Here is a 21,912-nt window from a genome sequence, read left to right on the forward strand (position 1 = left end):
GGCTCAACGCTGACATGCCGGGCAGTAGCAGCTTGCGCGTTGGCCGATCACGACGCGACGGATCAGGGTTTGACAATGCCGGCAGGGCAGCCCCTGGCGGCCATAGACGTAGAGGTCCTGCTGGAAGTATCCGGATTCGCCGTTGGCCCCTGCAAAATCTTTCAAGGTGGTGCCGCCTTGCACGATGGCGGCCTCGAGCACCTCGCGGATGCGTGCGGCCAGCCCTGTGTACTCGGCGCGGGTGACCCTGCCGGCCGCGCGGCCGGGGCGAATACGGCAGCGAAACAGCGCCTCGGCGGCGTAGATGTTGCCGGCACCGACGACGACCTGTCCGTCCATGATGAAGTTCTTGACCGCCGCGGTGCGCCCGCGCGACAAGCTGTAGAGATAATCGCCGTTGAAGGCGGGATCGAACGGTTCCGGCCCGAGATGACGCAGCAGCAGGTGATCGGGCTCGTTGGCAGCCCACAGCAGGACGGCGCCGAAGCGGCGCGGATCGTGAAAGCGCAGCAACTGTCCGCTGTCGAGTTCGAGATCGACGTGATCGTGCTTCACCGTCGGCGTGTGCCGGTCCAGCACCCACAGCCGGCCCGACATGCCCAGGTGCAGCAGCAGGCGGTCGCCGTTGTCCAGCAGCAGCAGCAGATACTTGGCACGGCGCTGTACCTGATCGATGCGCCGTCCCTGCAGGCGCGGTTCGAGATCCGCTGGTATCGGCCAGCGCAGGCGCCGGTCGCGCACCTGCACGGCAGTCAGTCGGCGACCGACGACATGCGGCTCGATGCCGCGGCGGACGGTTTCGACTTCGGGAAGTTCGGGCATGGCGCGCATGCTCGGCGGCCTTCGGCCGCGCGTCCAGTGCGGCAGCCGTTGGGCCTCCGCAAATTTCCCACGCGGATGGGCGGCGTGCGGACGAACTCGCGTAGCACCGTACCGGGGTTGCACCATCTAACGACCGACACAACCCTCGGGCTTCGCCCGGGCTACTTGGCACACGAGCCCACCCGCAGCTGACTTTTGAGCCCGTTTCTGCGCAGCGATGCCGGGGACGGCGAACCTAACAAAAAGCCCCCGGCATAGCCGGGGGCTCGTACTGCAAACGACCTCAGATCGTTCAGGGTTGCTCGGTCACCAGCAGGGTCGGGCCGGACACCGTGGCCATGCCACTGGGCAGGACCTGTTCGCCGGTGTCGTCACCGGTGGCATCGACCGCGGTCAGCTGGAACTGGTAGGACTGGGTGCCAGCTCCACCGGGACCGGCCGGACCCTGCGGGCCCTGCGGACCTTGCGGGCCGGTCGGACCCTGCGGTCCTGTCGGGCCTTGCGGACCAGCGGGGCCTTGCGGACCCTGTGGTCCCGGTTCACCCGGAGGGCCGGCAGGCCCCGCCGGACCCGGGTCGCCGTCGTCGCCGTTACAGCCGGCCAGGCCCAGGCTCAGCACCGCCGCGGCCATGACCAGCATGAAGCGCTGGCGCGAACTCAATCCGCCGACCATGCCGAGCAGCAGCAGGCCGCCGCCGCCCGCGGCCAACAATGCGGCGCCAGGTGACATGGCGCCGGTCGGCGCCTGGTTGAGCGCCAAGTCGGCGGCGAAGTCCACCGACAGGATGTAGCTGCGCGTCTGCCCGACAGCAAAGTTCACCGGCGTGCCGAACGTCACCGTGAAGGTGCCGCCCAGGCCCTTGCCGGCACCGTCGATGGTCACGTTGGCACCGGCCACGGCCATCTCGCCGGTGTCGATCTCGCCGTTGCCGTTGGCGTCCAGCACCAACTGCGCGCCGAACACATCGGCACCGAAGTCGCCGCTACCGCTGAGGGTGCCGCTGAAGCCATCCAGGGTGACGGTTTCGTCCGCGCTGTTGGTCAGCGAGAACGCCAGCGCCTCCACGTCCTGGTCGCCGGCGTTGACGTTGACCAGCACGCCAGCATCGCCATTGCCGACCAGCCCGATCATCGGACGGCCCGCAAACTCGAACGCACCGATATCGCAGTCCATGTTGCCGTCAGCATCGCCATCGACCGGACGCGGTTGGCCGCGCTGATCGAGGTTGTTGATCGGCGCCGCCGCACAGGCCGCGTTGTCACCGGCATCGACCGCCGCACTGCCGGCCGACAGCGCCAGGGTCAGCGTCGGGCCGCCGTTGTCGGCCAGCATCGTGGCCACTCCGCCCATGTCGGCGATCAGATTGTTGTCACCCGCCGAGACCATGCCGGACAGCTGGGCATCGGTGGCGCCGCTGTTTTGCGCGATCAGCGTATTGGTTGCGTTGAACACCGAGGTGGCATCGGCCAGTTGCACGCCACCGCCGGCCGTGTTCGCCACGTTGCCGGCGATGGTGGCGTTGGTGGCATTGACGATACCGGCCGGACGGATCAGCACGCCGCCGCCGCCAGTGAGGTTGGTGACGTTGCCGAACACGGTGGAGTTGGCGAGGTTCAACGTGGAGCCACCGAACACCCACAGGCCGCCGCCCTCGTTCTGCGCCTCGTTGTTGGAGACCGTGGAGTTCGCCATCGTCATCACGGTCTGGCCGCCGGTGATGTGCACGCCGCCGCCATTGCCCGGCGTGTTGCCGGTGATGTTGCTGTCCATGGTGACCGCATCGAAGTTCACCACGGTGGCAGCCATGGACGACACGTCCTCGTAACCCCCTCCCGCACGTGACGCCGTGTTGTTGTTGATCACCGAGTCGGTGATGGTCACCGCCGGGCCGTTGAGGTTCATCACGCCGCCGCCGGAACCGGAGTCGCCATTGGCCGCGTTGTTGTTGATGGTGGCGCCTTCGACGACCAAGGTGCCGCCATTGTTGAAGATACCGCCGCCGCCGTCGTCCGCGGCATCGCCCTGCGCCACGTTGTCGGAGATCACGGTGCCGCCCGTGTCGCTGGGCTGCACAGTCATGGTGCCGGTGGCATTCCACAAGCCGCCGCCTTCCTGGGCCGCAGCATTGCCGTCGATCAATCCGCCGTTGACGGTGACTGTGCCGCCGGGGCCGGTGATGTGCAGACCGCCGCCGTTGCCGGGTGCCGCCACCGCGCCCGTGCCGACGCCGGTGCCGTTGTTCTGCAAGGTCACGTCGGTGAGTGTGGTGATGCCGATCAGGGCCTCGATGCCGCCGCCAGCGCGATTGGAGATGTTGTTGGCGATCATGGTGCCGGTCACGGTCAACGCGGCGTCGTTGTTCGTCATGCCGTTGTTGAAGATGCCGCCGCCCGAACCCGCGGTACCCAGCGCCGCGTTGCCGGTGACCGAGCCGCCTACGACGATGAGCGTGCCGCCGTTGTTGAACAATCCGCCGCCGCCGTCGTCTGCCGCATTGCCATTCGCGGCATTGTTGGCCACCACGGTATCGGTGACTGTCATGGTTCCGCCGCCGTTCCACAAGCCGCCGCCCTCGGTCGCGGCCACGTTGTTGCGCACCGTGGAGTCGATGATCTCGGCATTGCCGTTGCCGGTGATGTGCATGCCGCCGCCGTTGCCACCGCCGCCGCCGCCGATGGTGTTGGCGATGTTGCCGTCAGCCGGCGTATCGCCGCCGAGGGTGACGTTGGTCAGCGTCGCGGTCGAACCAGCGCGGGTCTCGATTCCGCCGCCGGCGCGGTTGGCGCGGTTGTCGCGAAGAATGACGTCGGTCGCTTCAAGAATGGTGCCTTCGTTCATGAAGATGCCGCCGCCGGAGGCGACGCTGCCCGTGGCCGGGGTGTCGTCCATATTGAAGACACCGGCGTCGTTACCGTCGATGAGCGTGCCGGTGATCACCACCGATCCTCCGGCTGCATCGCTGAAGATGCCGCCGCCGCCCTGGGCCATGGCGCCCGCATCAGCTGCACCGCCGATGGCGGTGTTGCCGGAGATATCCCCGCCGGTGATGGTCATGACGCCGCCGCCGTTCCACAGCGCGCCGCCTTCCACTGCAGAGTTTTCGCTGAAGCTGCTGTCGGTAACGGTGATGTTGCTGGCATTGGTGATGTGGATGGCGCCGCCATTGCCTGGAACGCCGTTGGCCACTGCGGCGACGGCTACGTCGTTATTGCTGAACGTGGAGCCGGACACCGTGGTCGCAGCGGTCGCACCGAAGATTTCGATGGCGCCGCCGGCGCGAGCCGCCGTATTGCCGGTGAACATGCTGCCCGAGATCGACAATGTGGTGCCGCCGTGGATGATGGCGCCGCCGCTGCCGGACATGGTGGTCGCAGCATTGTTGCTGAACGTGGAGTCCACGATGGTCAGCGCGCCGAGGCTCTCGACCGCGCCGCCGTTGGTCATACCACCGCCGGTGCCGACATTGCCGGTCACCGTCACCGAGTCCAGTGTCACGGTGGTGTCCGCGCCGATGCTGATCGCACTGCCGCTGGCGGCGCTGCCGCCGGTCAGGGTCAGGCCCTCGATCACCACGCCCGTCGCAGACGGCGAGCTGACTGACAGGATTGCACCGCCGTTGCCGTCAATGGTGACGTCACCCGTAATGCTGACGTCGTCGGTGATGGCCGGCAGGGGCGAGGTCAGGGTAATGGACGCCACGCCGGGGCCGAAGGTGATGGTGTCGCCTTCGAGTTCGCCGGCCGGCGCATCACCGGCGGCCATGTTGGTACTGGCCGCCTGAATCGCTTCGCGCAGGCTGATTTCGCCGTCGACTGCGACCGTGTCTGCAACGGTGGTGACGACGTAGTCGGTTGCCAGCGCTGGTGCGGACAAAGCCAATGCAGCGGCGGCTGCCGCCAGACGCTGCGGTAAGGTTGAGGATTTCACGTCGGGTCTCTCCCTGGGTGAGGATGATGAATGAAGCTCGGGTGGCCGGACCGGTCACGCTGCGTCGCGGCGAGGGTGTTGCTCCGGGGGCACTGTAACAATCCCCGCGCCTGGCGCGAACTCTGAACCGGTGGCCCTAAATCGAGGGCATGAGGCGTACGCGCTGAACCGGACTCCGGATGCAGCAAAACCGAAATTACTTTCGCTCAAGTCCGCAGCGGGTGCTCAGTCGTTAGCCACCACCGGCGTGGAACTGAGTACCTCGTAGGCATCGGTCTGCCCTGCGGCGATCTTGTGCGCGCCGGCGACGCGCAGCGGCACCATGCCTTCGCGAATGGCCTGGCGGCGCAGATCGGCGATGTCGCCCTGGCGGTCGATGAGGCGTTTCAGGCCCAGGCTCAACGGCATGATCTCGTACAGGCCCAGGCGACTGAGATAGCCGGTCTCGCGGCATTCCAGGCAACCCACGGCCTGGCGGATTTCAGTTGGCGGCGACAGATTTTTAGCCTCGCCGACCAGTTCGTTCCAGGCTTCCGGATCAACCGTAGCGGGCATCTTGCAGTGCGGGCACAGGCGTCGCACCAGGCGTTGCGCCACCACGCCGAGCAGCGTGGCCTTGATCAGGTAGGGCGGCACGCCGAGGTCAAGCAGGCGCGTGACCGCGCTGGGCGCATCGTTGGTGTGCAGGGTGGACAGCACCAGGTGTCCGGTGAGCGCGGCCTGCACCGCGTTCTCGGCGGTTTCCAGATCGCGGATCTCGCCAATCATGATGATGTCCGGGTCCTGGCGCAGCAGCGCGCGCACGCCGTTGGCAAAGGTCAGGTCGATGGCGGTATGCACCTGCATCTGGTTGAACGCCGGCTCCACCAGTTCGATGGGGTCTTCGATGGTGCAGACGTTGACCTCCGGCGTGGCGAGCTGCTTGAGGCTGGAGTACAGCGTGGTGGTCTTTCCCGAGCCGGTGGGGCCGGTGACCAGGATGATGCCGTGCGGCTGGCGGATCATGTCGTTCCAGCGCTGCGAATCTTCGGCGGAGAAACCCAGCGCAGAAAAATCGCGCAGCAGCACTTCGGGATCGAAGATGCGCAGCACCATCTTTTCGCCAAAGGCGGTGGGCAGGCTGGAGCCGCGAAGCTCGATTTCCTTGCCCTCGGGCGAACGCGTCTTGATGCGGCCGTCCTGCGGCTTGCGCTTTTCCGCTACGTCCATGCGCGCCAGAATTTTTATGCGACTGCTCACCGCCACCATGACCGGGGTCGGCATCTGGTAGACCTCGTGCAGCACGCCGTCGATGCGGAATCGCACCTGGCCGGTTTCGCGCCGCGGCTCCAGATGGATGTCGGATGCGCGCGACTCGAACGCGTAGCTGAGCAGCCAGTCGACGATGGCGACCACGTGCTGGTCGTCGGCCGTGAGCTTGCCGCGCCGGCCCAGCTCCATGAGCTGTTCCAGGTTCTGCATGCCGCTGGGCGCGACTGCGCGGCGCTCTTCGTTGCTGGCCTTGACCGAACGCGACAGGGCGTAGAACTCCACCAGGTAGCGCTCGATGTCGTCGGGGCTGGCCAGCACGCGCTTGATCGATTGCGGCACGATGCGCGCGAGTTCGGTTTCCCACTCGCGCTCCAGAGGCTCGGCGGTGGCGACGACGATCTCCGTGGGCGATACCTTCACTGGCAGCACACGGATGCGCGAGGCATAGGCGTAGGGCATCACCGAAGTCACCTTGGCGACGTCGATGGCCAATGGATCGATGCGTATCCAGCCTATCTGGTGTCTGGCGGCCAGCCATTGCAGCAGCGCGTCCATGCTCAGGCGCGCGCCCGCACGTCGCGGGTCCGGCCATTCCTGCTGCGCCAGCAGCGACAGCGGATGTCGCGGCTTTTCGCGCAAGCCGGCGAGCTTGACCTGCAGCTCGCGGCCCTGGGCGACGTCGATCAGGCCGTCGTGCAACAGGCCTTCCACCAGCTCCTGCAGGTTCAGACGACGCTCGACGCCGGGAGATGCGGATGCGATGGCCATGGTCGAAGGCTACCACCGCGCCAGGCTGGCTCGAACGTCGGCGTCTGGGGCCGAGCCGTGGGCATCGTCGGCTCCGCCGTGGATAATGCGGCAGCGCGTCGTGGCCGGCAGTTGCTTGCCGACGGCGCGCATCACCGCCGCAGCGCATCGCCTGCGCATCACCTTGCATTCGAGTTGCCGCCCCCATGCGATTCCTCATCCCGATCATCGCCGCCAGTCTCCTCGGGGCCTGTGCCAAACCGGCGTGGGTGCGTCTGCCCGATACCTCCGACTGGTTCTCCAAGGCCGAAAACCTGGTGCAGGTGGAAGAGGTGGCACGCGCCAACGTCTGCCATTCGGTCACCGACGAAATCGAGTTGGCCGTTCTGGGCAATGTCGCGGCCATGCAGGCGCTGGCCTCCGGCCGGGGCTTCGAATGGGTCCGCAATTCCGCCAAGTCGCTGCCCGAAACCGCTTACGCGGTCGTCGAGTTCGGACAGCGCCCCAACAGCGGCTACGGGCTGGCGGTGAGCCGCGAGGCGGCGTTGCAGGGCGACACGCTGCGCCTGCGTGCGACCTTCTTCGAACCGCAGCAGGGTCGTTGGGCCGGCAGCGAACCCAGCAGTCCCTGCGTGGCAGTGAGCATTCCCGGCGGGGCCTACGAGCGCATCGAGCTGGTGGATCAGACCGGACGCGTGCGCGCGATGACGCGGCTGGGTGGCGCCTGATGCGCGCCTTGATGCTGGCGGCGCTGCTGCTGTTCGTCTCCTCGCTGGCCGCGGCCGCGACACCTGCCCAGACCGTGGATGCCTTTCACGCCGCCTTGCGCGACCGTCAACCCGACCGTGCGGTGGCGCTGCTGGCGCCGGAGGCACTGATCTACGAGCAGGGCTTCGCCGAGCTTTCGCGTGCCGACTGGATGCGCAACCAGCTCGGGCCGGCGGTTGCGTTTGCGGCCGATACCCAACGCAAGCTGCTGCGCCGCGAATCGCGCCAGTTGGGCGATGTGGCCTGGGTGGTGTCGAGCACGCAGACCACCGTCGCCCTGGCACAGGACCCGCCGTTGCGGCTCAACGGCGCCGAGACCGCCATCCTGCGTCGCGACGGCGATCGCTGGGTGATCGTGCATCTGCACTGGTCGGCGCACGAAGAAGCCGCCGGTCCCTGACTAATCAACTGCGGCAGCGGCAACCTCAGAACCTGTCCCAAAACCTACTGCGCTCGGCATTTCGCGTCCGTACGGTGCTCGAAATGCTCACGCACTTCTATGTACGCTCCGCTTCCTGCGCTCCGCCGAACGCGAACTACCTTCGCTCGCTACGGTTTTTGGACAGGTTCTTAGAGTTGCAAGGCTCATCGATCGGCAGCCGACCGGCGCCGGCTTAATACGGGGGAGTATCCATCCATGCTGCATCCCTTGCCGGGCGCGCTGCAGGGCGCTGTCATGGCGATCCTGCTGATCGTCAACACGGTGTTCTGGGCAACTCCGCTGTACGTGGTGTTTCTGCTCAAGTTGCTCACGCCCGCCAAGTCGGGTTTGCGCGACGCGCTGTCGCGCCTGGCCTCGGCCATCGCGCAGAACTGGTCGCAGGTCAACGTGCGTCTGTCGACGCTGTTCCAGCGCATCGAGTGGGATATCCGCGTCAGCGGCGAGCTCGATGCCAGGCGGCAGTACCTGGTCTGCTCCAATCACCAGACCTGGAACGACATCTTCGTGCTGATGCGCGCGTTCGGTCGGCGCGCGCCCTTCTTCAAGTTCTTTCTCAAGAAGGAACTGATCTGGGTGCCGGTGCTGGGCCTGGCCTGGTGGGGCCTGGACTACCCGTTCATGCATCGCTCCACCCCGGATCAGATCAAGAAAAATCCCGCGCTCAAGGGCAAGGATCTGGAGGTCACCCGCAAGGCCTGCGAAAAATTCCGCAACCAGCCGGTTCTGATCCTGAACTTTCTCGAAGGCACGCGGTTCACCCCCACCAAGCAGGCCAACCAGAAGTCGCCCTACCGCCACCTGCTGCGCCCCAAGGCCGGCGGCTTCGCGTTTGCGCTGGAGGCCATGGGCGACAAGCTTCATGGTTTGCTTGACGTCACCATCGCCTACCCCGGCGGCGCGGTCGGTTTCTGGGAATTTCTCAGCGGCAAGGTGCGCCGGGTCATCGTGGATGTGCGTCCGCTGAGTTTGCCGGAGGGCCTGCTGGAAGGGCTGGCGGCAGGTCGTTACGAGGAAGACCCGGATTTTCGCAAGCGCTTCCAATTCTGGATCGGCGACCTGTGGAAAGAAAAGGATCGACGCATCTCGCTGATGCTGGAGCCGCCGCTGCCGGGGGGCGCGGGCGCCGCAGCGACGTCCTAGCCGACCGCATCCGATGCCCCGCAGGCGGGATCAGACGGGACGCCGCATCGCCGCGATCAGGTCTTGCAACAGCGGCTCGAGCTGCGCATCCAGCGTCGCCGAAACCTCCGGCCACTGCGTCGATGCATCGATCAGACCCTGCGGATCGCGCAAGCGCGCGGCGACCCGCCGCACCGCGAGCACGATGCCGGAAGGGGTTGCGTAGGACTGCAGCAGTTCGGCGAAACCCTGCGCGTCGGGCCGGCGACTGCCGCCCAGCACGAACCAGGGGGCCGCCGCGGCCATCGCGCTGCCGCAGCGCTGCGCGAATGGTGCCAGCGGCTCGGAATGCAGACGCGGCCAGGCGGTGGCCAGCGCGTGGTCGGCCGCCAGATCCAGCACGATGCCCGCGTAGCGGCGCGCGCCCGGCGCAAAGCGCGAACGCGCTTCCACCATCGCCGGATGGCGGTCGGTGGTGGCGTCCACGCGACGGTGCAGGCGGATGCCCAGCGCGATATCCGGCGGATAGGCCGACAGGTCGGCGCCGCGCACGACGTCGCCGAGTACGCTGCCGGCCAGCGAGGTCTGCGTGCGGTCGGCCAGCCACAGGTGGGCGAGGAAATTCATCGATGCGCGGAGATCGGTGATTCTTGTCGGGCCGGCGTCGCAGGGCAGTCCGCACGATGGATCACGGTCCCGCATCCGGTCCCGTCACCCATCGCCCATCACTGCTTCCTGCTGATCCACATGCGGATCACCGCGCGAAACACCGTGAGGCCACCGCGGTCCTGCACGTCCACCGTCACCGGCCATTCGAAGCTTTCGGCGCCGAATTCGGGTAGCGGGTCGCACACGCACACCGCACGCAGGTCGGTCTGCGCCTTGTGCAGGTATTCCACCGTCATGCCCTTGGGAATCCAGCGATGGCCGGGCGGCACGCTGACTTCGGTCATCAGGCCACCAGCGAATTCGGCGAGGTTGCACATGGCGATGGCATGCACGGTGCCGAGATGGTTGGCGATGCGCCAGCGCTTTTTCATTTCGGCGATGCAGCGGCCGGGCGCCAGTTCGACCATGCGCGGCGAGATGCTGCGGAAATAGGGCGCTCGTGCCGACACCATCTTCGACCATGCCGCCGCGCCCAGCGGCAATGACGACAGGCGGTTCCAGCTTTGCAGGGCCAGCTTGCGATCGCTCATGACGGCAGGGTCCGGGGAGATGGCAGGATCGACGACGCTAGCACCGCTCCATGAAGCTCACCTTGACCCTCGGGCGCGCCGCTGCGGCCACACGGCCGTCAGGCGTTGCGGCCCGGCGCCGCGGTCGACCGCCAGCACCAGGGCCAGACACCCCAGACCCGACAGCAGGAACGCCAGGGCGAAGGCGCCGACATAACCGGCCAGATCACCGACCACCCCGCCGGCCAGGCCGGACAACCCACCGGCCAGCACGATGGCGCAGGCCAGCAGGGTGTAGTCGGTGCCGGCGTGCGCGGGGTCGGAGGCGTCCATCATCAGGGTGAACAAGGCCACTGTGGCCATGCCGCCGAGCAGGTGTTCGGCGGTGCTGGCGGCGTAGATCAGATGGCGGTCGCCGGGCTCCAGCGCGCAAGCCACGTACAGCAGCAGGCTGGCGGTCTGCAGCACGCCGCAGGCGATCAGCGCCGGACGACGGCCGAAGTACCAGGCCATCCATCCTCCCAGCGCGGCGCCGGCCAGTCCCATGGTCGACCCGATGGTGCCCTTGACGACTGCGATCTCTTCCTTGCTCAGGCCCGCGTCATGCATGAACGGGCCGACCAGCGACGAGGCCATGGCGTCGCCGAACTTGTACATGCAGATCAACATCACGAAGCCGAGCACACCGGGTACCCGCAGGCGCTCGCTCCAAGCCATCAGCAGGCGCGCTCCGGAGTGGCGATCCGGGGCGGGTTCGGCACCGCCATCGACGCGCGGCAGGAACAGCACCGGCAGGCAGGTCAGCGCCAGGATGCCGGCCATGGCCAGGAACATCGTCGACCAGCCGCCTTTGGCGAACACCCACAGCAGCAGGCCACCGCCGAGGATCATGCCGATGCGGTACGCGCCCACCTGGATGCCGTTGCCGAGTCCACGTTCCGTCGGCGACAACAGGCGCACGGCCAGACCGTCGGTGGCTACGTCCTGGGTGGCCGCGAGCAGATTGAAGAGCACCAGCGCAATGAAGATCGCGACCAGGCCCGAATCCAGATCCACTGCCGTCAGCGCCAGTGCCACCAGCACCGTCAGCCCCTGCAGACCGAGCAGCCAGGCTTTGCGCGTGCCGGTGTGATCCACCACGGGTGCCCACAGGAATTTCAGCGCCCACGGCAGGAACAACAGGCCAGTGGCGCCGATGGCGGCCAGCGACAGGCCGCGTTCGCGCAGCAGAACCGGCAGCGCCTGGGTGAAGAACCCGAATGGCAGGCCCTGCGCCAGATACAGGCTGGCCAGCAAGCCGAGCTTGCAGGCGGGATTCACCGACGCGCCCTGAAGGTCGGCGGAGCTTGCATCGTCGCTCCGGTCCATCGGATGGGCGCGCTCATGCGCCTGGCGGCGGCTCCGGCTTGACCGTGGTGCCGGGCGCCAGTGCCGGTGCCGTCGCGGCCTTGGCGCCGGGCTCCTGGGCGTTGCCGTTGCCGTTGCCGGCGTCCGGCGAGCGCGACATACCGGCTGTGATCAGAAAGCGCATGGCCTCTTCCATGCCCATGTCCACCTGGGTGAGATAGCCGCGCGGCAGCAGCACCGTGTAGCCGCCGATCTGGTAGCTCATGGGCAGGTACACCGCGACGGCCTCTTCTCCCGATGGCGGTTCCAGACCGGTCCCGTGCAGGTCCTCCAGCGTCACGAAGCCGAGCATGCGGATCGGTACGCCCGGCATCTGCACCAGCACCACCTGGCCGAAGCGTCGGGCGCCGCCACCGGCGCGTGAGAAGAAGCCGGTGAGGTCCTTGACCGCGCTGTACACCGTCTTGATCAGCGGGATGCGCTCGAGCTGATCCTCCAGCCAGGTCACCAGCTCGCGGAAGAAGATTGCCTGCATCAGCAGGCCCACCAGCAGGATCACCAGCAGCGATACCACTAGACCCATGCCCGGCAGGTAAAGCTCGCCCGGTAGCAGCACGCGGATGAAGCTGCCGAGCACCGTTTCGGCCAGGCCGATCAGCCACATCACGATGGCCAGTGTCACCATGATCGGCAGCAGCACGAACAGGCCGGTCAGAAAAGTGCGCGTGAGACGGCGCCAGTCGCCGAGGTGTCGCAACAGGGTGCGCTTGTTTTTCATCTATGAACGGTGCCGGGCGGTGATCGAGGGATCGGGGCCTGTGGCTGCCCTCTGGCGGCGATGTTATCGGGAGCGCTGCGCGCGCGCTGGAAACCGCAAAACCGTTCAGCCCGGCGATCCTGGAGGGGCTCTGTAGACCTGTGCGAGCGCGCCTGCGTTCAGAATCTTGCGTTCGGTGCGGGGACCTGCAGGGCCGCCGCGTCCGCCCAGCAGGCATGCGTTCCGCTGGGAATCCGTAGCGGCAGGCGGATACGCGCCAACGGGCCGGCGCGCAGGTTCTGCGCCGCGTAGATGCGGCCTTCAGACAGATTGCGATTGACGTCGGTGACCAGCGTGATCAGCCAGCCGTCGTCCTCGGACCGTGCGGCCCGACGCGGCACGAAGCGGACTTCGCTGCCGAACACGCCGGGACCGAACGCCAGGGTCTCGCGCGTTCCGCTGCGCAGGTCCAGCTTGTCCAGCCCGTTGAACAGAAACCAGCCCGGCTCGCCCAGCATGCTGTAGACGTAGCGAGCGGCCTGCTGCGGATGTGCGACGTGCACGCAACCGAACTCGCAGACGGCGTCGTCCAGCGCGCCCTCCCGGGTCTGGCCGGTGCGCAGATTGAAGCGCCAGCGCCACAGTTGCGGCTGCAGCGAATGCAGATCCAGGAACGCCATCATGCGTGCGTGTTCGCGCGGCGCGCCGGCCAGCGGCGGCGGCGAGGGACACCGCTGGCGATAGCCGTCCAGGATCACCTCGTCGCCCTCCTCGCGCGCCTGGACGTAGTGCAGCACGTAGGTGGGCGAGGCTTCGAACCAGCGGATGTCGTCGGCCCGGCCGCCGTGCGGAGCCGATGCTCGCGGCACCAGTGCGAAGCGCGAGGGCAGGTCGTGCAGACGCGCCGCGAACAGCTTGCGTTGCAGCAGTTCGGCGTCCCAGAACAGCGGGAAGTCATTGAGCACGTACCAGCGCGGCGTGAACATCATGGCGTGCGGCAGGCGCGGGCCCGGTAGCGGGACCTCGCGCTGATGGGTGACCTCGCCGCCCAGCGAGGTGGCACCGCAGTGCATGAACGGTGCCTCGCGCGAATAGCTGAACCACAACAACTCTTCGGTCTGCGGATCGGGCAGGGCGTGTGCGGAGATGCCCGCGCGCGGAAACGCACCGCCCCAGCCCACCGCGCCCGAGGGCTCCAGGCTGACCGGGTCGCAGCCGTACAGCTCGCCGCATTGGTAGAAGCTGGTATAGGCGCGGCCGCCGAAGACGCACACATCGGTGCTGGACGCATCCTTGAGCGCGCCGTGCGCGCCCCAGCCGGGACGGTCCGACAAAGGCGGCATCTCGGCGATGCCCGACCACAGCGCGCGCCCCACGTCCTGTTCGTTGACGAAGCCGCGGGTGCGCACAAAGCGATTGCGAAACGCGGCGCAGCCGTTGTGCAGGCGCAGGCCGCACAGCATGCCGTCGCCGTCGAAGGGGTGGTAGCGGCCCAGCGGCTGCTGCACCGGATTTTCGGTGTTGCGCAGGTACACGCCATCGAGGTCGCGCGGAATCTCGCCGGTGACCGGGCAGTCGTCGTCCAGCCACTCCTCGAACACCGGTGTCCACGCCCCGCTGAGATAAGGATGCTCGCAGGGCTGCAGGCTGCTGCGCACCCTGTGGGTCATGCGCGCGCTCATGCGGCGCTCCGGTTGCACGCGGACATCGAGGTCCTCCTGCTGTGGGTGGTCAATTCTACGGGGCGGTCAGGATTCGGGTGCCGGACCTGCTCTGCTAGTCTCGGGCCGCCCCCGTCGCAATGAAGAGGAAACCCGTGCGCGCTGCCGTTTACGATCGAGTGGGACCCGCCCGCGAAGTGCTGCAGATTCTGCAATGGCCGACGCCGCAGCCCGGACCGGGCGAAGTACGCGTGCGGCTGGCGGCCTCCGGGGTGAATCCTTCCGACGTCAAGACGCGCGCCGGCACCCGCACCCGGGTGCTGGCATTTCCGCAGATCGTCCCGCACAGCGATGGCGCGGGGATCATCGATGCCGTCGGCGCGGGTGTGGACGCGGCGCGCATCGGTCAGCGCGTGTGGACGTGGAATGCCGCCTGGGGCCGGGCGCAGGGCACCGCGGCGGAGTTCGTGACGCTGCCGTCGGCGCAGGCGGTGGCGTTGCCGGACAAGATCGACTTTGCTGCAGGCGCCTGCCTGGGCATCCCTGCGCTCACCGCTTATCACGCCGTGGTCATGGACGGCGGGGTCGCCGCCAAGACGGTGCTGGTGGCCGGCGGCGCGGGAGCGGTCGGGCATTACGCGGTCCAGCTCGCCCGCTTCCGGGGTGCGGCGAAAGTCATCGCCACCGTGAGCAGTCCGGCCAAGGCACAACTGGCGCTGGCGGCGGGTGCCGATGCGGTCATCGATTACCGGCGCGAGGACGTGGCGGCGCGCGTGTTGGAGCTCACCGCCGGAGCCGGCGTGGATCGCGTGATCGAGGTCGATTTTTCCGCCAACGTGGCGCTGGACTTTGCGCTGCTGCGCGCCAACGGCGACATCGTGGTTTACGGCAGCAATGTGCCCGAGGTGGCGGTGCCCTTCGTCCAGGGCATCATGAAGAACGTGCAGTTGCGCTTCTTCATCGTCTACAACCTCAAGCCCGACGATCGCGTCCGCGAGCTGGCCGAGGTGAACGAACTGCTGGCCGCCGGCCGGCTGCAGCACAACGTCGCCGAGCGCTATCCGCTGGCGCGCATCGCCGAGGCCCACGAACGGGTGGAAAGCGGGCAGGCACAGGGCAATGTGGTGGTGGAGATCGACTGACCGGTCGGATCCCCCGCGGCAAGGCAAGCCGGCGCAGGGCCGGCTTCCGGTTGGTGACCCGATCCGATCAGATCCGCGCTTCGATACCGAAGCTGGCGAAACCCTTCTTGTCGAAGTTGGCGCGGAACATGTCGCGCAGCTTGGTGGCGGTGGCGTCGTAGGCGTCCTTGTCCGTCCAGGTTGCACGCGGATTGAGCACGGTGGGGTCGTCGATGCCGGGGCAGGCCTTGGGTATGGTGAGATTCAGGATCGGCAAGGTCTCGGTGTCGACGTCGTCGAGCTTGCCGTCGAGCGCGGCATTGAGCAGGGTGCGGGTGAGCTTGATGCTCATGCGCTTGCCGGTGCCGTAGGGCCCGCCGCTCCAGCCGGTGTTGAGCAGAATGCAGCGCGCCTTGTGTTTCTGCATTTTCTCGCCGAGCAGCTTGGCGTAGACGTTAGGTTTCTGCGCCATGAAGGGGCCGCCGAAGCAGGCGCTGAAGGTGGGCTGCGGTTCGGTCACGCCCACTTCGGTGCCGGCCACGCGTGCGGTGAAGCCGGAGACGAAGTGATACATCACGTCCTCGGCGGACAAAATGGACACGGGCGGCAGCACCCCGAACGCGTCGGCCGTGAGCAGCACGATGGTTCGCGGATGCGGGCCCTGCGCGTTGGGCATCACATTGGGCACCACTTCCAGCGGATAGCTGAAGCGGGTGTTCTCGGCGATGGAGCCGTCGTTCAGATCGAGTTCGTCGGGATGGCATTCCTCCATCGTCTTGCCGGGAAGCGGCGGCACGTTCTCGATGATGGTGCCCGGCTTGGACAGCGCCGCGGCGATGACCGGCTCGGCATCCTTGTCCAGGTTGATGAGCTTGGCGTAGCAGCCGTCCTCGAGATTGCACAGGCCGTTGTCGGACCAGATGGTCTCGTCGTCGCCGATCAGGCGGCGGCTGGCGTCGGCCGACAAGGTGGTCTTGCCGGTGCCGGACAGGCCGAACAGGATCGCCGCATCGTCGCGTGCGCCGACGTTGGCCGAGCAGTGCATGGACAGACGGCCCTGCTTGGGCAGCAGGTAATTGCCTACGGTGAAGATGGTCTTTTTGTTCACGCCGCAGTAGTCGGCGCGACCGGCGACCAGGCAGATGCGGTTCCGGGCATCGATGACGACCGCGGCCTCGGCACGACAGCCGTCGCGTTCGGGCACGCAGACGAAGCTCGGCACGTTGAGCATGGTCCAGCGACGCGACTCGGCGTCGGTCACGTCGAGGTTCTTGGGAAACATGTTGTGCACGAACATCGCGTGGGTGGCGTACTCGCCGACGAAGCGATACGGCACCGCGAAGTCGGGATCGCTGCCCATGAAGACGTCTTTGACGTAGAGCGACGCCTTCTTTTCGTTCAGATGCTGGATCACCCGCTGCAGCAAACCTTCATAGGCGCCGGGCTCATAGGGCGACAGGTCGGCCTTGAACCAGATTTCGTCCGCCACCTCCGGCCATTTCACCGCATAGGTGTCCTTGGTGCGGCGGCCGGTGCAGTCGGGGTCGGTGTAATAGACCAGCGGCCCATTCACGCCCAGCTTGGTGGGGAAGGCTTTCTGCTCGTCGGAAGGACCGTCACGCCGCACGCGGCCACGATCGTTGGCGATGGCCTCGGCGAAAAGTTCTTGCTTGCTCAGGTTGTAGTTGTAGCTGACCGCCTTGAGTCCAAGGAGCTTTTCGAGATCGGCCGAGTAGGTCATGAGTGGCGGTCCTCAGGGGATGTGGAGTGGACGGGGGTCGGCAAGAATAGTGGCCGCCTGCCGGCCCCGGCAAGCCTCAAACCGGCGATTGGCCGAAGCGACCTGCGGCCGCGGCCGCAGGGCCAATCCTAGGACGGCGGCAGCGCGAACGCCGGGTCCGGCTGGTTTTCGTCCTCGCCTTCCAGCGACACGTCGGCTGGCAGCTTGAAGCCGGCCACCGACTCGCGCAGCTTGGTGGACAGGGCATTGAGCTCACCCACCGCGTCGCTGGTGATCTGCGCCGAGGCCGCGGTCTGGATCGCGGTTTCGCGGATGGACTGGATCTGCCCGGCGATATGGGTGGCTTGCGCGGCCTCGTTGCGGGCCTCGCCGGAGATGGCCTGGATGAAACGGGACAGGTCGGTGGAATTGGATTCGATGCGCGTCAGGGCCTGGCCGGCCTCTTCGGCACTGCGGGCGCCGGCCACCACGTTGGTGGTGGAGCGCTCCATCGACACGATGGCCTCATTGGTGTCGGCCTGAATGGTCTTGACCAGGGTTTCGATCTGGCGCGTGGCGGCGGCACGTTCGGCCAGGCGCTGCACCTCATCGGCCACCACCGCAAAGCCGCGCCCGGATTCGCCGGCCATGGCGGCCTGGATCGAGGCGTTGAGCGCCAGGGTGTTGGTCTGCTCGGCGATGTCGTTGATGAACTCGATGATGTTGCCGATTTCCTGCGAGGACTCGCCCAGGCGCTTGATGCGCTTGGCGGTGTCCTGAATCTGCTCGCGCAGCGCCGCCATGCCCTGGATGGTGCGGCCCACGGTGGACGCGCCGCTGTGCGCCACGTTGACCGAAGTGGTCGCCTGCGCCGCGAGCTGCTCGGCGCGCTGGGCCACCGCGGTCAGTGAATCCGAGCTTTGCTGCATGCGCTGGGCGATCTCCGCCACTTCCTGCACCTGGCTTTCGGAGGCCGCCTCCATGGTCGCCGCGGTTTCCTGGGTGGCGGTGGCCGCCGCGCTGATTTCCACTGCGGTTTCGTTGATGGTGCCGACCAGGCTGCGCAGGGTCTCCACCGTGGAGTTCACCGAGTCGGCGATGGCGCCGGTGAAATCCGCGGTGACGTTGGCGCGCACGGTCAGATCGCCGTCGGCCAGATCGCTGATCTCGTCGAGCAGCGACAGGATCGCCGCCTGCTGGCGCCGGTCGCGTTCTTCGGCCGCGCGTATGCGTCGGCGTACCGACACGATGTTGATCAGCACATAGAGCAGCAGGGACACCACGGCGACGCCCAGGGCGGGCAGGATCGCGGTCTGCTGGATCTGGCCCTCGCCCTGCAGCGGCAGCAGCGCGTCTTCCAGACCGATCGCGGTGGAATACAGGTCGCGGCTGTTGCCGGGGACAACGCCTGCAGCGGCCTGCATCTGGTCCAGTTCGGGGCCGGCCGCAACGATGGCTCCCCCCGCCGTGACCACCCGCTCCACCGTCTCCGAGTTCGCCTGCAGAAAGCTTCCGACTGGGCCGTCGCCAACCAGGCTGGCGTGAGTCTGGCTCAGCGCCTCGATCTCGGCGCCGATCTCCGCCGCCACCGTGCCGGCATCGCGCCCCTCGCCCAGCAGGCGCCGGGACAGCGTGCGCAGGCGCTCGGCACGGGCCATCTGTTCGCCGGCCCGCAGTTGACGATCGGCGAACGCGCCGCTGGCCGCCAGGCGCTCGGCGGCGGTGCGATAGATTTCGAACAGCTCGACGCCGGCAGCATCCAGGGTGCCGAGATTGCCGGTGGCCGCGCTGACCGCCGGCTCGGACGCAATCAGCTGGTTCAACGACTCCTGCATCGTGGCCCAGCTTTGCTCCACGGCCGCCAGTTCGTCGCTCACTTCGGCGGGCAGCGGTTCGATCTCGAAGTCGACATCGCCGTCGCGCATGATGCGTACGGTGTCGGCGAAGTTCTCGGACTGGCCCACCAGCACCGGGAAGTTCGGGGTCAGGCCGCGGCCCACGTCCTCGGCCACGCGGCTGACCTCCAGCGCGTCGGTCTGCAGCTGCTTGACCACCGTGATCCAGGTTGCATGACGGCCCGACAGCGTCTGGTTGTAGTAGAGGCCCGCGCCGCCGACGCCGACGCCGATGACCGCCACCAGCAGCAGCAAGATGTCGAACCTGAACCGCGACTTCCCCTGAGCCATCCCTTCCCCCTTCTGTAGCGTGGCGCGAGCGCGCCTTTATTGGTTGGCAGCGAGCTGTCAGCCGCCAAGTATGTTGCGAAGCTTGGCCAGCAGTTCGCTTTCCTTGACCGGCTTGACCAGATACTCGCGCGCCCCCTGGCGCAATGCCCAGACCCGATCGGTCTCCTGGTCCTTGCTGCTGCACACGATGATGGGAATCTTGGCGGTGGCCGGATCGCGCGACAGCGTGCGGGTGGCCTGGAAGCCGTTGATTCCGGGCATCACTACATCCATGAACACGCAGTCGGGTTGTTCGCTGCGGACCTTGGGGATGGCGTCGTTGCCGCTGCTGGCCTCGATGACCTCGTGGCCGGCCTTGCGCAGAATTTTCTTGAGGTTGAGTGCGTCCGTCGGCGAATCGTCGACGATCATCACACGTGCCATCTGTGCCTCTCCGATGCGGCGCGAACCGGTGATCGCGCGAATCGGCAAACTATACACGCGTTACCCCCGCGCCCTGCCGCGACGGTAGCGGCCGACTTGCACCGCCCGCGCGGGTGACGGATCGGCGCGGTTACTTCACCTCGACGGCAACTCGTCGAACACCACGCGACCGCCGTGCAGGGTCAGGCAGACCCGCCCGGGCAGGTCCCAGCCGCGAAAAGGCGTGTTGCGACCCGCGCTGCGCCAGGCCTCCGGGTTCACGGTGCAGGGCGAACGCGGGTGCACCAGGGTCAGGTTGGCCGGTGCCCCCGCGGCGATGCTCCCGGCGGTCACGCCAAGGACCTGCGCCGGTCCGGTGCTGAGACGCTCGGCCAGTTGCAGCGGATCGAGCACGCCGTCTGCCACCAACTGCAGGCCCAGCGGCAGCAGGGTCTCCAGACCCGAGATGCCGGGTTCGGTCAGCGGAAACGGATTGATCTTGGCGTCCGCCTCGTGGGGCTGGTGATCCGAGCAGATGGCGGCGATGGCGCCACGCTGCACGCCCGCGCGCAGGGCCTCGCGATCGTCCACCGAACGCAGCGGTGGCAGCACATGGCACTGCGCGTTGAAGCCTTCCACGTCCTTGGCGGTCAGAAACAGTTGATGCGCGGCTACATCCGCCGTCACCCGCAGGCCGTTGCGTCGTGCCGCTTCCACCATTTCCACCCCGCGCGCCGTCGACAGGCGGCCGAAGTGCACGGCCGCGCCGGTGTCCTCCACCAGCGAGATCCAGAAACGGATCGCCGATACCTCCGCCGCAACGGGAATGGGGGCCAGACCCAGGCGTGTGGCGACCGGACCTTCATGGGCGCAACCCTGATTGGCCAGGGCCGGGTTCTGCGCAAACACATGCACGGTCAGATCCAGACCCTGCGCGTATTCCAGCGCGCGGCGGCCGACCAGCGAGTCGCGCAGGCCGAAGGCCGCGTTGCTCACGCCCACGCAGCCGGCCTGTTTGAGCGCGCTCATTTCGGCCAGCGCTTCGCCCGCCAGATTCTGGGTGAGCGCTCCGAGCATGTAGACATCGAGCCCGCCGCTCCGGGCTGCGATGCCGCGCACGCGATCGGCGACCGCGGGCGTGGCGATGGGAGGTTGCGTATCCGGCGGCAGGGTGATGGCGGTGATGCCGGCAGCCTGCGCCGCGCAAGTCTCCGACGCGAAGCTGGCCTTATGGGTTTGCCCGGGCTCGCGAAAGCGCGCGGCCAGATCGACGATGCCCGGCATCAGCCACAGTCCGCGGGCGTCGATCACTTCGTCGAAACTGCCTTCGGGTCGTTGCGCGCCCAGCGACTGGACGACCCCGTTGCGCACCGCGACGAAACCCTCGCCGTCGAAGCCGCTGACGGGGTCGAGCACGTGGGCGTCGGCGATGAGCAGGACGTGGTCAGAAGCCACCGCCGCCTCCCTTCGATTCCCGATTTCCGATTCCCGATTCCCGGCTTTCGAGAATCATGTCCATCACCGCCATGCGCACCAGGATGCCGTTGGCGACCTGGTCGAGAATCAGCGAGCGTTCCGAGTAGGCCAGATCACCGGAAATCTCCACGCCGCGATTGATCGGCCCCGGGTGCATCACCACCGCATCCGGCTTGAGGCGCGCAAAGCGCTCGCGAGTCAGGCCGAAATCACGATGAAATTCGGCGGCCGAAGGCAGGAAGGCGCCGAGCATGCGTTCCTTCTGCAGGCGCAGCAGCATCACCACGTCGACGCCGTCCAGGCCGGCATCGAGCGAGTGAAACACGCGCACCCCCATGTGCTCGATTCCCGCCGGAACCAGGGTGGGTGGCGCCACCACTCGGATGTCCTTGCAGCCCAGGATGCGCAGACCGTGGATATCCGAGCGCGCCACCCGCGAGTGCAGCACATCGCCGACGATGGCCACGCGCAACCCGGCCGGATCGCCCTTGCGTGCGCGGATGGTGTAGAGGTCCAGCAAGGCCTGGGTGGGATGCGCGTGGCGGCCGTCGCCGGCATTCAGAATCGCCACGCCCGGTGCGGCGTGCTCGGCAAAGAAATGTGCCGCGCCGCTGGCGTCGTGGCGGATCACGAACATGTCCGCCTGCATCGCCTCCATGGTCTTGAGGGTGTCCAGCAAGGTCTCGCCCTTGGTGGTGCTGGACGCCGATACCTGCAGGTTGATCACGTCCGCCGACAAGCGCTTGGCCGCGACTTCGAACGTCGATCGCGTGCGCGTCGAAGGTTCGAAAAACAGATTGACGATGGTGCGCCCGCGCAGATTGGGCAGCTTCTTGTCGGGGCCGGAAACGGCCTCCGAGAATTCCGCCGCGCGATCGAGAATGGATACGATCAAGTCCCTCGGCAGTTCATCCATCGACAGCAGGTGACGCAGGCGTCCTTGCGGGTCGAGTTGGAGAGGGCGGCTCATACGGGCGGCGATTGTCG

17 protein-coding genes are annotated in these 21,912 nt (G+C 67.2%); 4 read left to right on the top strand and 13 right to left on the bottom strand.

All coding sequences use genetic code 11. The features are described 5' to 3' along the window. Window positions 1-3: 3 nt before the first annotated feature. The 3 genes from mutM to ACOOHP_RS17535 all read right to left on the bottom strand — a co-directional run bounded on the left by mutM (window position 4) and on the right by ACOOHP_RS17535 (window position 6,769). Window positions 4-822 carry a bifunctional DNA-formamidopyrimidine glycosylase/DNA-(apurinic or apyrimidinic site) lyase gene (mutM, locus tag ACOOHP_RS17525; RefSeq protein WP_420467777.1) on the bottom strand — a complete coding sequence of 273 codons (819 nt, stop codon included), beginning with the start codon at window positions 820-822 and terminating at the stop codon, window positions 4-6. A 292-nt stretch (window positions 823-1,114) separates the two neighbouring features. Then, complete coding sequence (locus ACOOHP_RS17530; protein WP_420467778.1) at window positions 1,115-4,750, bottom strand: beta strand repeat-containing protein; 3,636 nt, start codon at window positions 4,748-4,750, stop codon at window positions 1,115-1,117. A 225-nt stretch (window positions 4,751-4,975) separates the two neighbouring features. Beyond that, window positions 4,976-6,769 (bottom strand): GspE/PulE family protein, encoded by a 1,794-nt coding sequence (locus ACOOHP_RS17535; protein WP_420467779.1) that lies wholly within the window; start codon window positions 6,767-6,769, stop codon window positions 4,976-4,978. A 185-nt stretch (window positions 6,770-6,954) separates the two neighbouring features. Here ACOOHP_RS17535 and ACOOHP_RS17540 point away from each other — a divergent pair, with 185 nt between their 5' ends. From ACOOHP_RS17540 to ACOOHP_RS17550, 3 genes are all read left to right on the top strand, one after another. Continuing rightward, on the top strand, window positions 6,955-7,476 hold the full coding sequence (locus ACOOHP_RS17540) for a protease complex subunit PrcB family protein (RefSeq protein WP_420467780.1): 522 nt from the start codon (window positions 6,955-6,957) through the stop codon (window positions 7,474-7,476). Beyond that, window positions 7,476-7,916 carry a YybH family protein gene (locus ACOOHP_RS17545; RefSeq protein ID WP_420467781.1) on the top strand — a complete coding sequence of 147 codons (441 nt, stop codon included), beginning with the start codon at window positions 7,476-7,478 and terminating at the stop codon, window positions 7,914-7,916. Before ACOOHP_RS17540 ends, ACOOHP_RS17545 begins: the two co-directional genes overlap by 1 nt. A gap of 237 nt (window positions 7,917-8,153) precedes the next feature. Then, a complete protein-coding gene (locus ACOOHP_RS17550) occupies window positions 8,154-9,098 on the top strand; it encodes an acyltransferase (protein WP_420467782.1) in 945 nt (314 codons plus the stop codon). Between the two features lie 30 nt (window positions 9,099-9,128). Here ACOOHP_RS17550 and ACOOHP_RS17555 read toward each other — a convergent pair whose 3' ends face one another. The 5 genes from ACOOHP_RS17555 to ACOOHP_RS17575 all read right to left on the bottom strand — a co-directional run bounded on the left by ACOOHP_RS17555 (window position 9,129) and on the right by ACOOHP_RS17575 (window position 14,041). Beyond that, window positions 9,129-9,704 (bottom strand): ACP phosphodiesterase, encoded by a 576-nt coding sequence (locus ACOOHP_RS17555; protein WP_420467783.1) that lies wholly within the window; start codon window positions 9,702-9,704, stop codon window positions 9,129-9,131. Between the two features lie 98 nt (window positions 9,705-9,802). Next, complete coding sequence (locus ACOOHP_RS17560; protein ID WP_420467784.1) at window positions 9,803-10,276, bottom strand: hotdog fold domain-containing protein; 474 nt, start codon at window positions 10,274-10,276, stop codon at window positions 9,803-9,805. 57 nt (window positions 10,277-10,333) lie between these two features. Beyond that, complete coding sequence (locus ACOOHP_RS17565) at window positions 10,334-11,575, bottom strand: MFS transporter (protein ID WP_420467785.1); 1,242 nt, start codon at window positions 11,573-11,575, stop codon at window positions 10,334-10,336. Between the two features lie 61 nt (window positions 11,576-11,636). Next, window positions 11,637-12,380 carry a DUF502 domain-containing protein gene (locus ACOOHP_RS17570; protein WP_420467786.1) on the bottom strand — a complete coding sequence of 248 codons (744 nt, stop codon included), beginning with the start codon at window positions 12,378-12,380 and terminating at the stop codon, window positions 11,637-11,639. Between the two features lie 158 nt (window positions 12,381-12,538). Then, window positions 12,539-14,041, bottom strand: coding sequence for a carotenoid oxygenase family protein (locus tag ACOOHP_RS17575; protein ID WP_420467787.1), 1,503 nt, complete (start codon window positions 14,039-14,041; stop codon window positions 12,539-12,541). Window positions 14,042-14,175: 134 nt separating this feature from the next. Between ACOOHP_RS17575 and ACOOHP_RS17580 the strand changes: the two genes are divergently transcribed. Beyond that, window positions 14,176-15,162, top strand: coding sequence for an NADPH:quinone reductase (locus ACOOHP_RS17580; protein ID WP_420467788.1), 987 nt, complete (start codon window positions 14,176-14,178; stop codon window positions 15,160-15,162). 67 nt (window positions 15,163-15,229) lie between these two features. Here the strand turns inward: ACOOHP_RS17580 and ACOOHP_RS17585 are convergent, their stop codons facing one another. The 5 genes from ACOOHP_RS17585 to ACOOHP_RS17605 form a co-directional block, all read right to left on the bottom strand. Then, window positions 15,230-16,882 carry a phosphoenolpyruvate carboxykinase (ATP) gene (locus ACOOHP_RS17585; protein WP_420467789.1) on the bottom strand — a complete coding sequence of 551 codons (1,653 nt, stop codon included), beginning with the start codon at window positions 16,880-16,882 and terminating at the stop codon, window positions 15,230-15,232. A 128-nt stretch (window positions 16,883-17,010) separates the two neighbouring features. Further along, on the bottom strand, window positions 17,011-19,047 hold the full coding sequence (locus tag ACOOHP_RS17590; RefSeq protein WP_420467790.1) for a methyl-accepting chemotaxis protein: 2,037 nt from the start codon (window positions 19,045-19,047) through the stop codon (window positions 17,011-17,013). 57 nt (window positions 19,048-19,104) lie between these two features. Further along, window positions 19,105-19,470 carry a response regulator gene (locus ACOOHP_RS17595; protein ID WP_420467791.1) on the bottom strand — a complete coding sequence of 122 codons (366 nt, stop codon included), beginning with the start codon at window positions 19,468-19,470 and terminating at the stop codon, window positions 19,105-19,107. 135 nt (window positions 19,471-19,605) lie between these two features. After that, window positions 19,606-20,904, bottom strand: coding sequence for a dihydroorotase (locus ACOOHP_RS17600; protein ID WP_420467792.1), 1,299 nt, complete (start codon window positions 20,902-20,904; stop codon window positions 19,606-19,608). Continuing rightward, a complete protein-coding gene (locus tag ACOOHP_RS17605) occupies window positions 20,894-21,895 on the bottom strand; it encodes an aspartate carbamoyltransferase catalytic subunit (RefSeq protein ID WP_420467793.1) in 1,002 nt (333 codons plus the stop codon). Before ACOOHP_RS17605 ends, ACOOHP_RS17600 begins: the two co-directional genes overlap by 11 nt. Window positions 21,896-21,912: the final 17 nt, after the last annotated feature.

This window comes from Panacagrimonas sp. (assembly GCF_965216805.1).
In the GTDB taxonomy this organism is placed as follows: domain Bacteria; phylum Pseudomonadota; class Gammaproteobacteria; order Nevskiales; family Nevskiaceae; genus Panacagrimonas.

Excerpts from the sequence above, each read along its gene's own strand:
- mutM (WP_420467777.1), bottom strand. The coding sequence starts at position 822 with ATGCCCGAACTTCCCGAAGTCGAAACCGTCCGCCGCGGCATCGAGCCG.
- ACOOHP_RS17535 (WP_420467779.1), bottom strand. The coding sequence starts at position 6,769 with ATGGCCATCGCATCCGCATCTCCCGGCGTCGAGCGTCGTCTGAACCTG.
- ACOOHP_RS17540 (WP_420467780.1), top strand. The coding sequence starts at position 6,955 with ATGCGATTCCTCATCCCGATCATCGCCGCCAGTCTCCTCGGGGCCTGT.
- ACOOHP_RS17545 (WP_420467781.1), top strand. The coding sequence starts at position 7,476 with ATGCGCGCCTTGATGCTGGCGGCGCTGCTGCTGTTCGTCTCCTCGCTG.
- ACOOHP_RS17550 (WP_420467782.1), top strand. The coding sequence starts at position 8,154 with ATGCTGCATCCCTTGCCGGGCGCGCTGCAGGGCGCTGTCATGGCGATC.
- ACOOHP_RS17555 (WP_420467783.1), bottom strand. The coding sequence starts at position 9,704 with ATGAATTTCCTCGCCCACCTGTGGCTGGCCGACCGCACGCAGACCTCG.
- ACOOHP_RS17560 (WP_420467784.1), bottom strand. The coding sequence starts at position 10,276 with ATGAGCGATCGCAAGCTGGCCCTGCAAAGCTGGAACCGCCTGTCGTCA.
- ACOOHP_RS17570 (WP_420467786.1), bottom strand. The coding sequence starts at position 12,380 with ATGAAAAACAAGCGCACCCTGTTGCGACACCTCGGCGACTGGCGCCGT.
- ACOOHP_RS17575 (WP_420467787.1), bottom strand. The coding sequence starts at position 14,041 with ATGAGCGCGCGCATGACCCACAGGGTGCGCAGCAGCCTGCAGCCCTGC.
- ACOOHP_RS17585 (WP_420467789.1), bottom strand. The coding sequence starts at position 16,882 with ATGACCTACTCGGCCGATCTCGAAAAGCTCCTTGGACTCAAGGCGGTC.
- ACOOHP_RS17590 (WP_420467790.1), bottom strand. The coding sequence starts at position 19,047 with ATGGCTCAGGGGAAGTCGCGGTTCAGGTTCGACATCTTGCTGCTGCTG.
- ACOOHP_RS17595 (WP_420467791.1), bottom strand. The coding sequence starts at position 19,470 with ATGGCACGTGTGATGATCGTCGACGATTCGCCGACGGACGCACTCAAC.
- ACOOHP_RS17605 (WP_420467793.1), bottom strand. The coding sequence starts at position 21,895 with ATGAGCCGCCCTCTCCAACTCGACCCGCAAGGACGCCTGCGTCACCTG.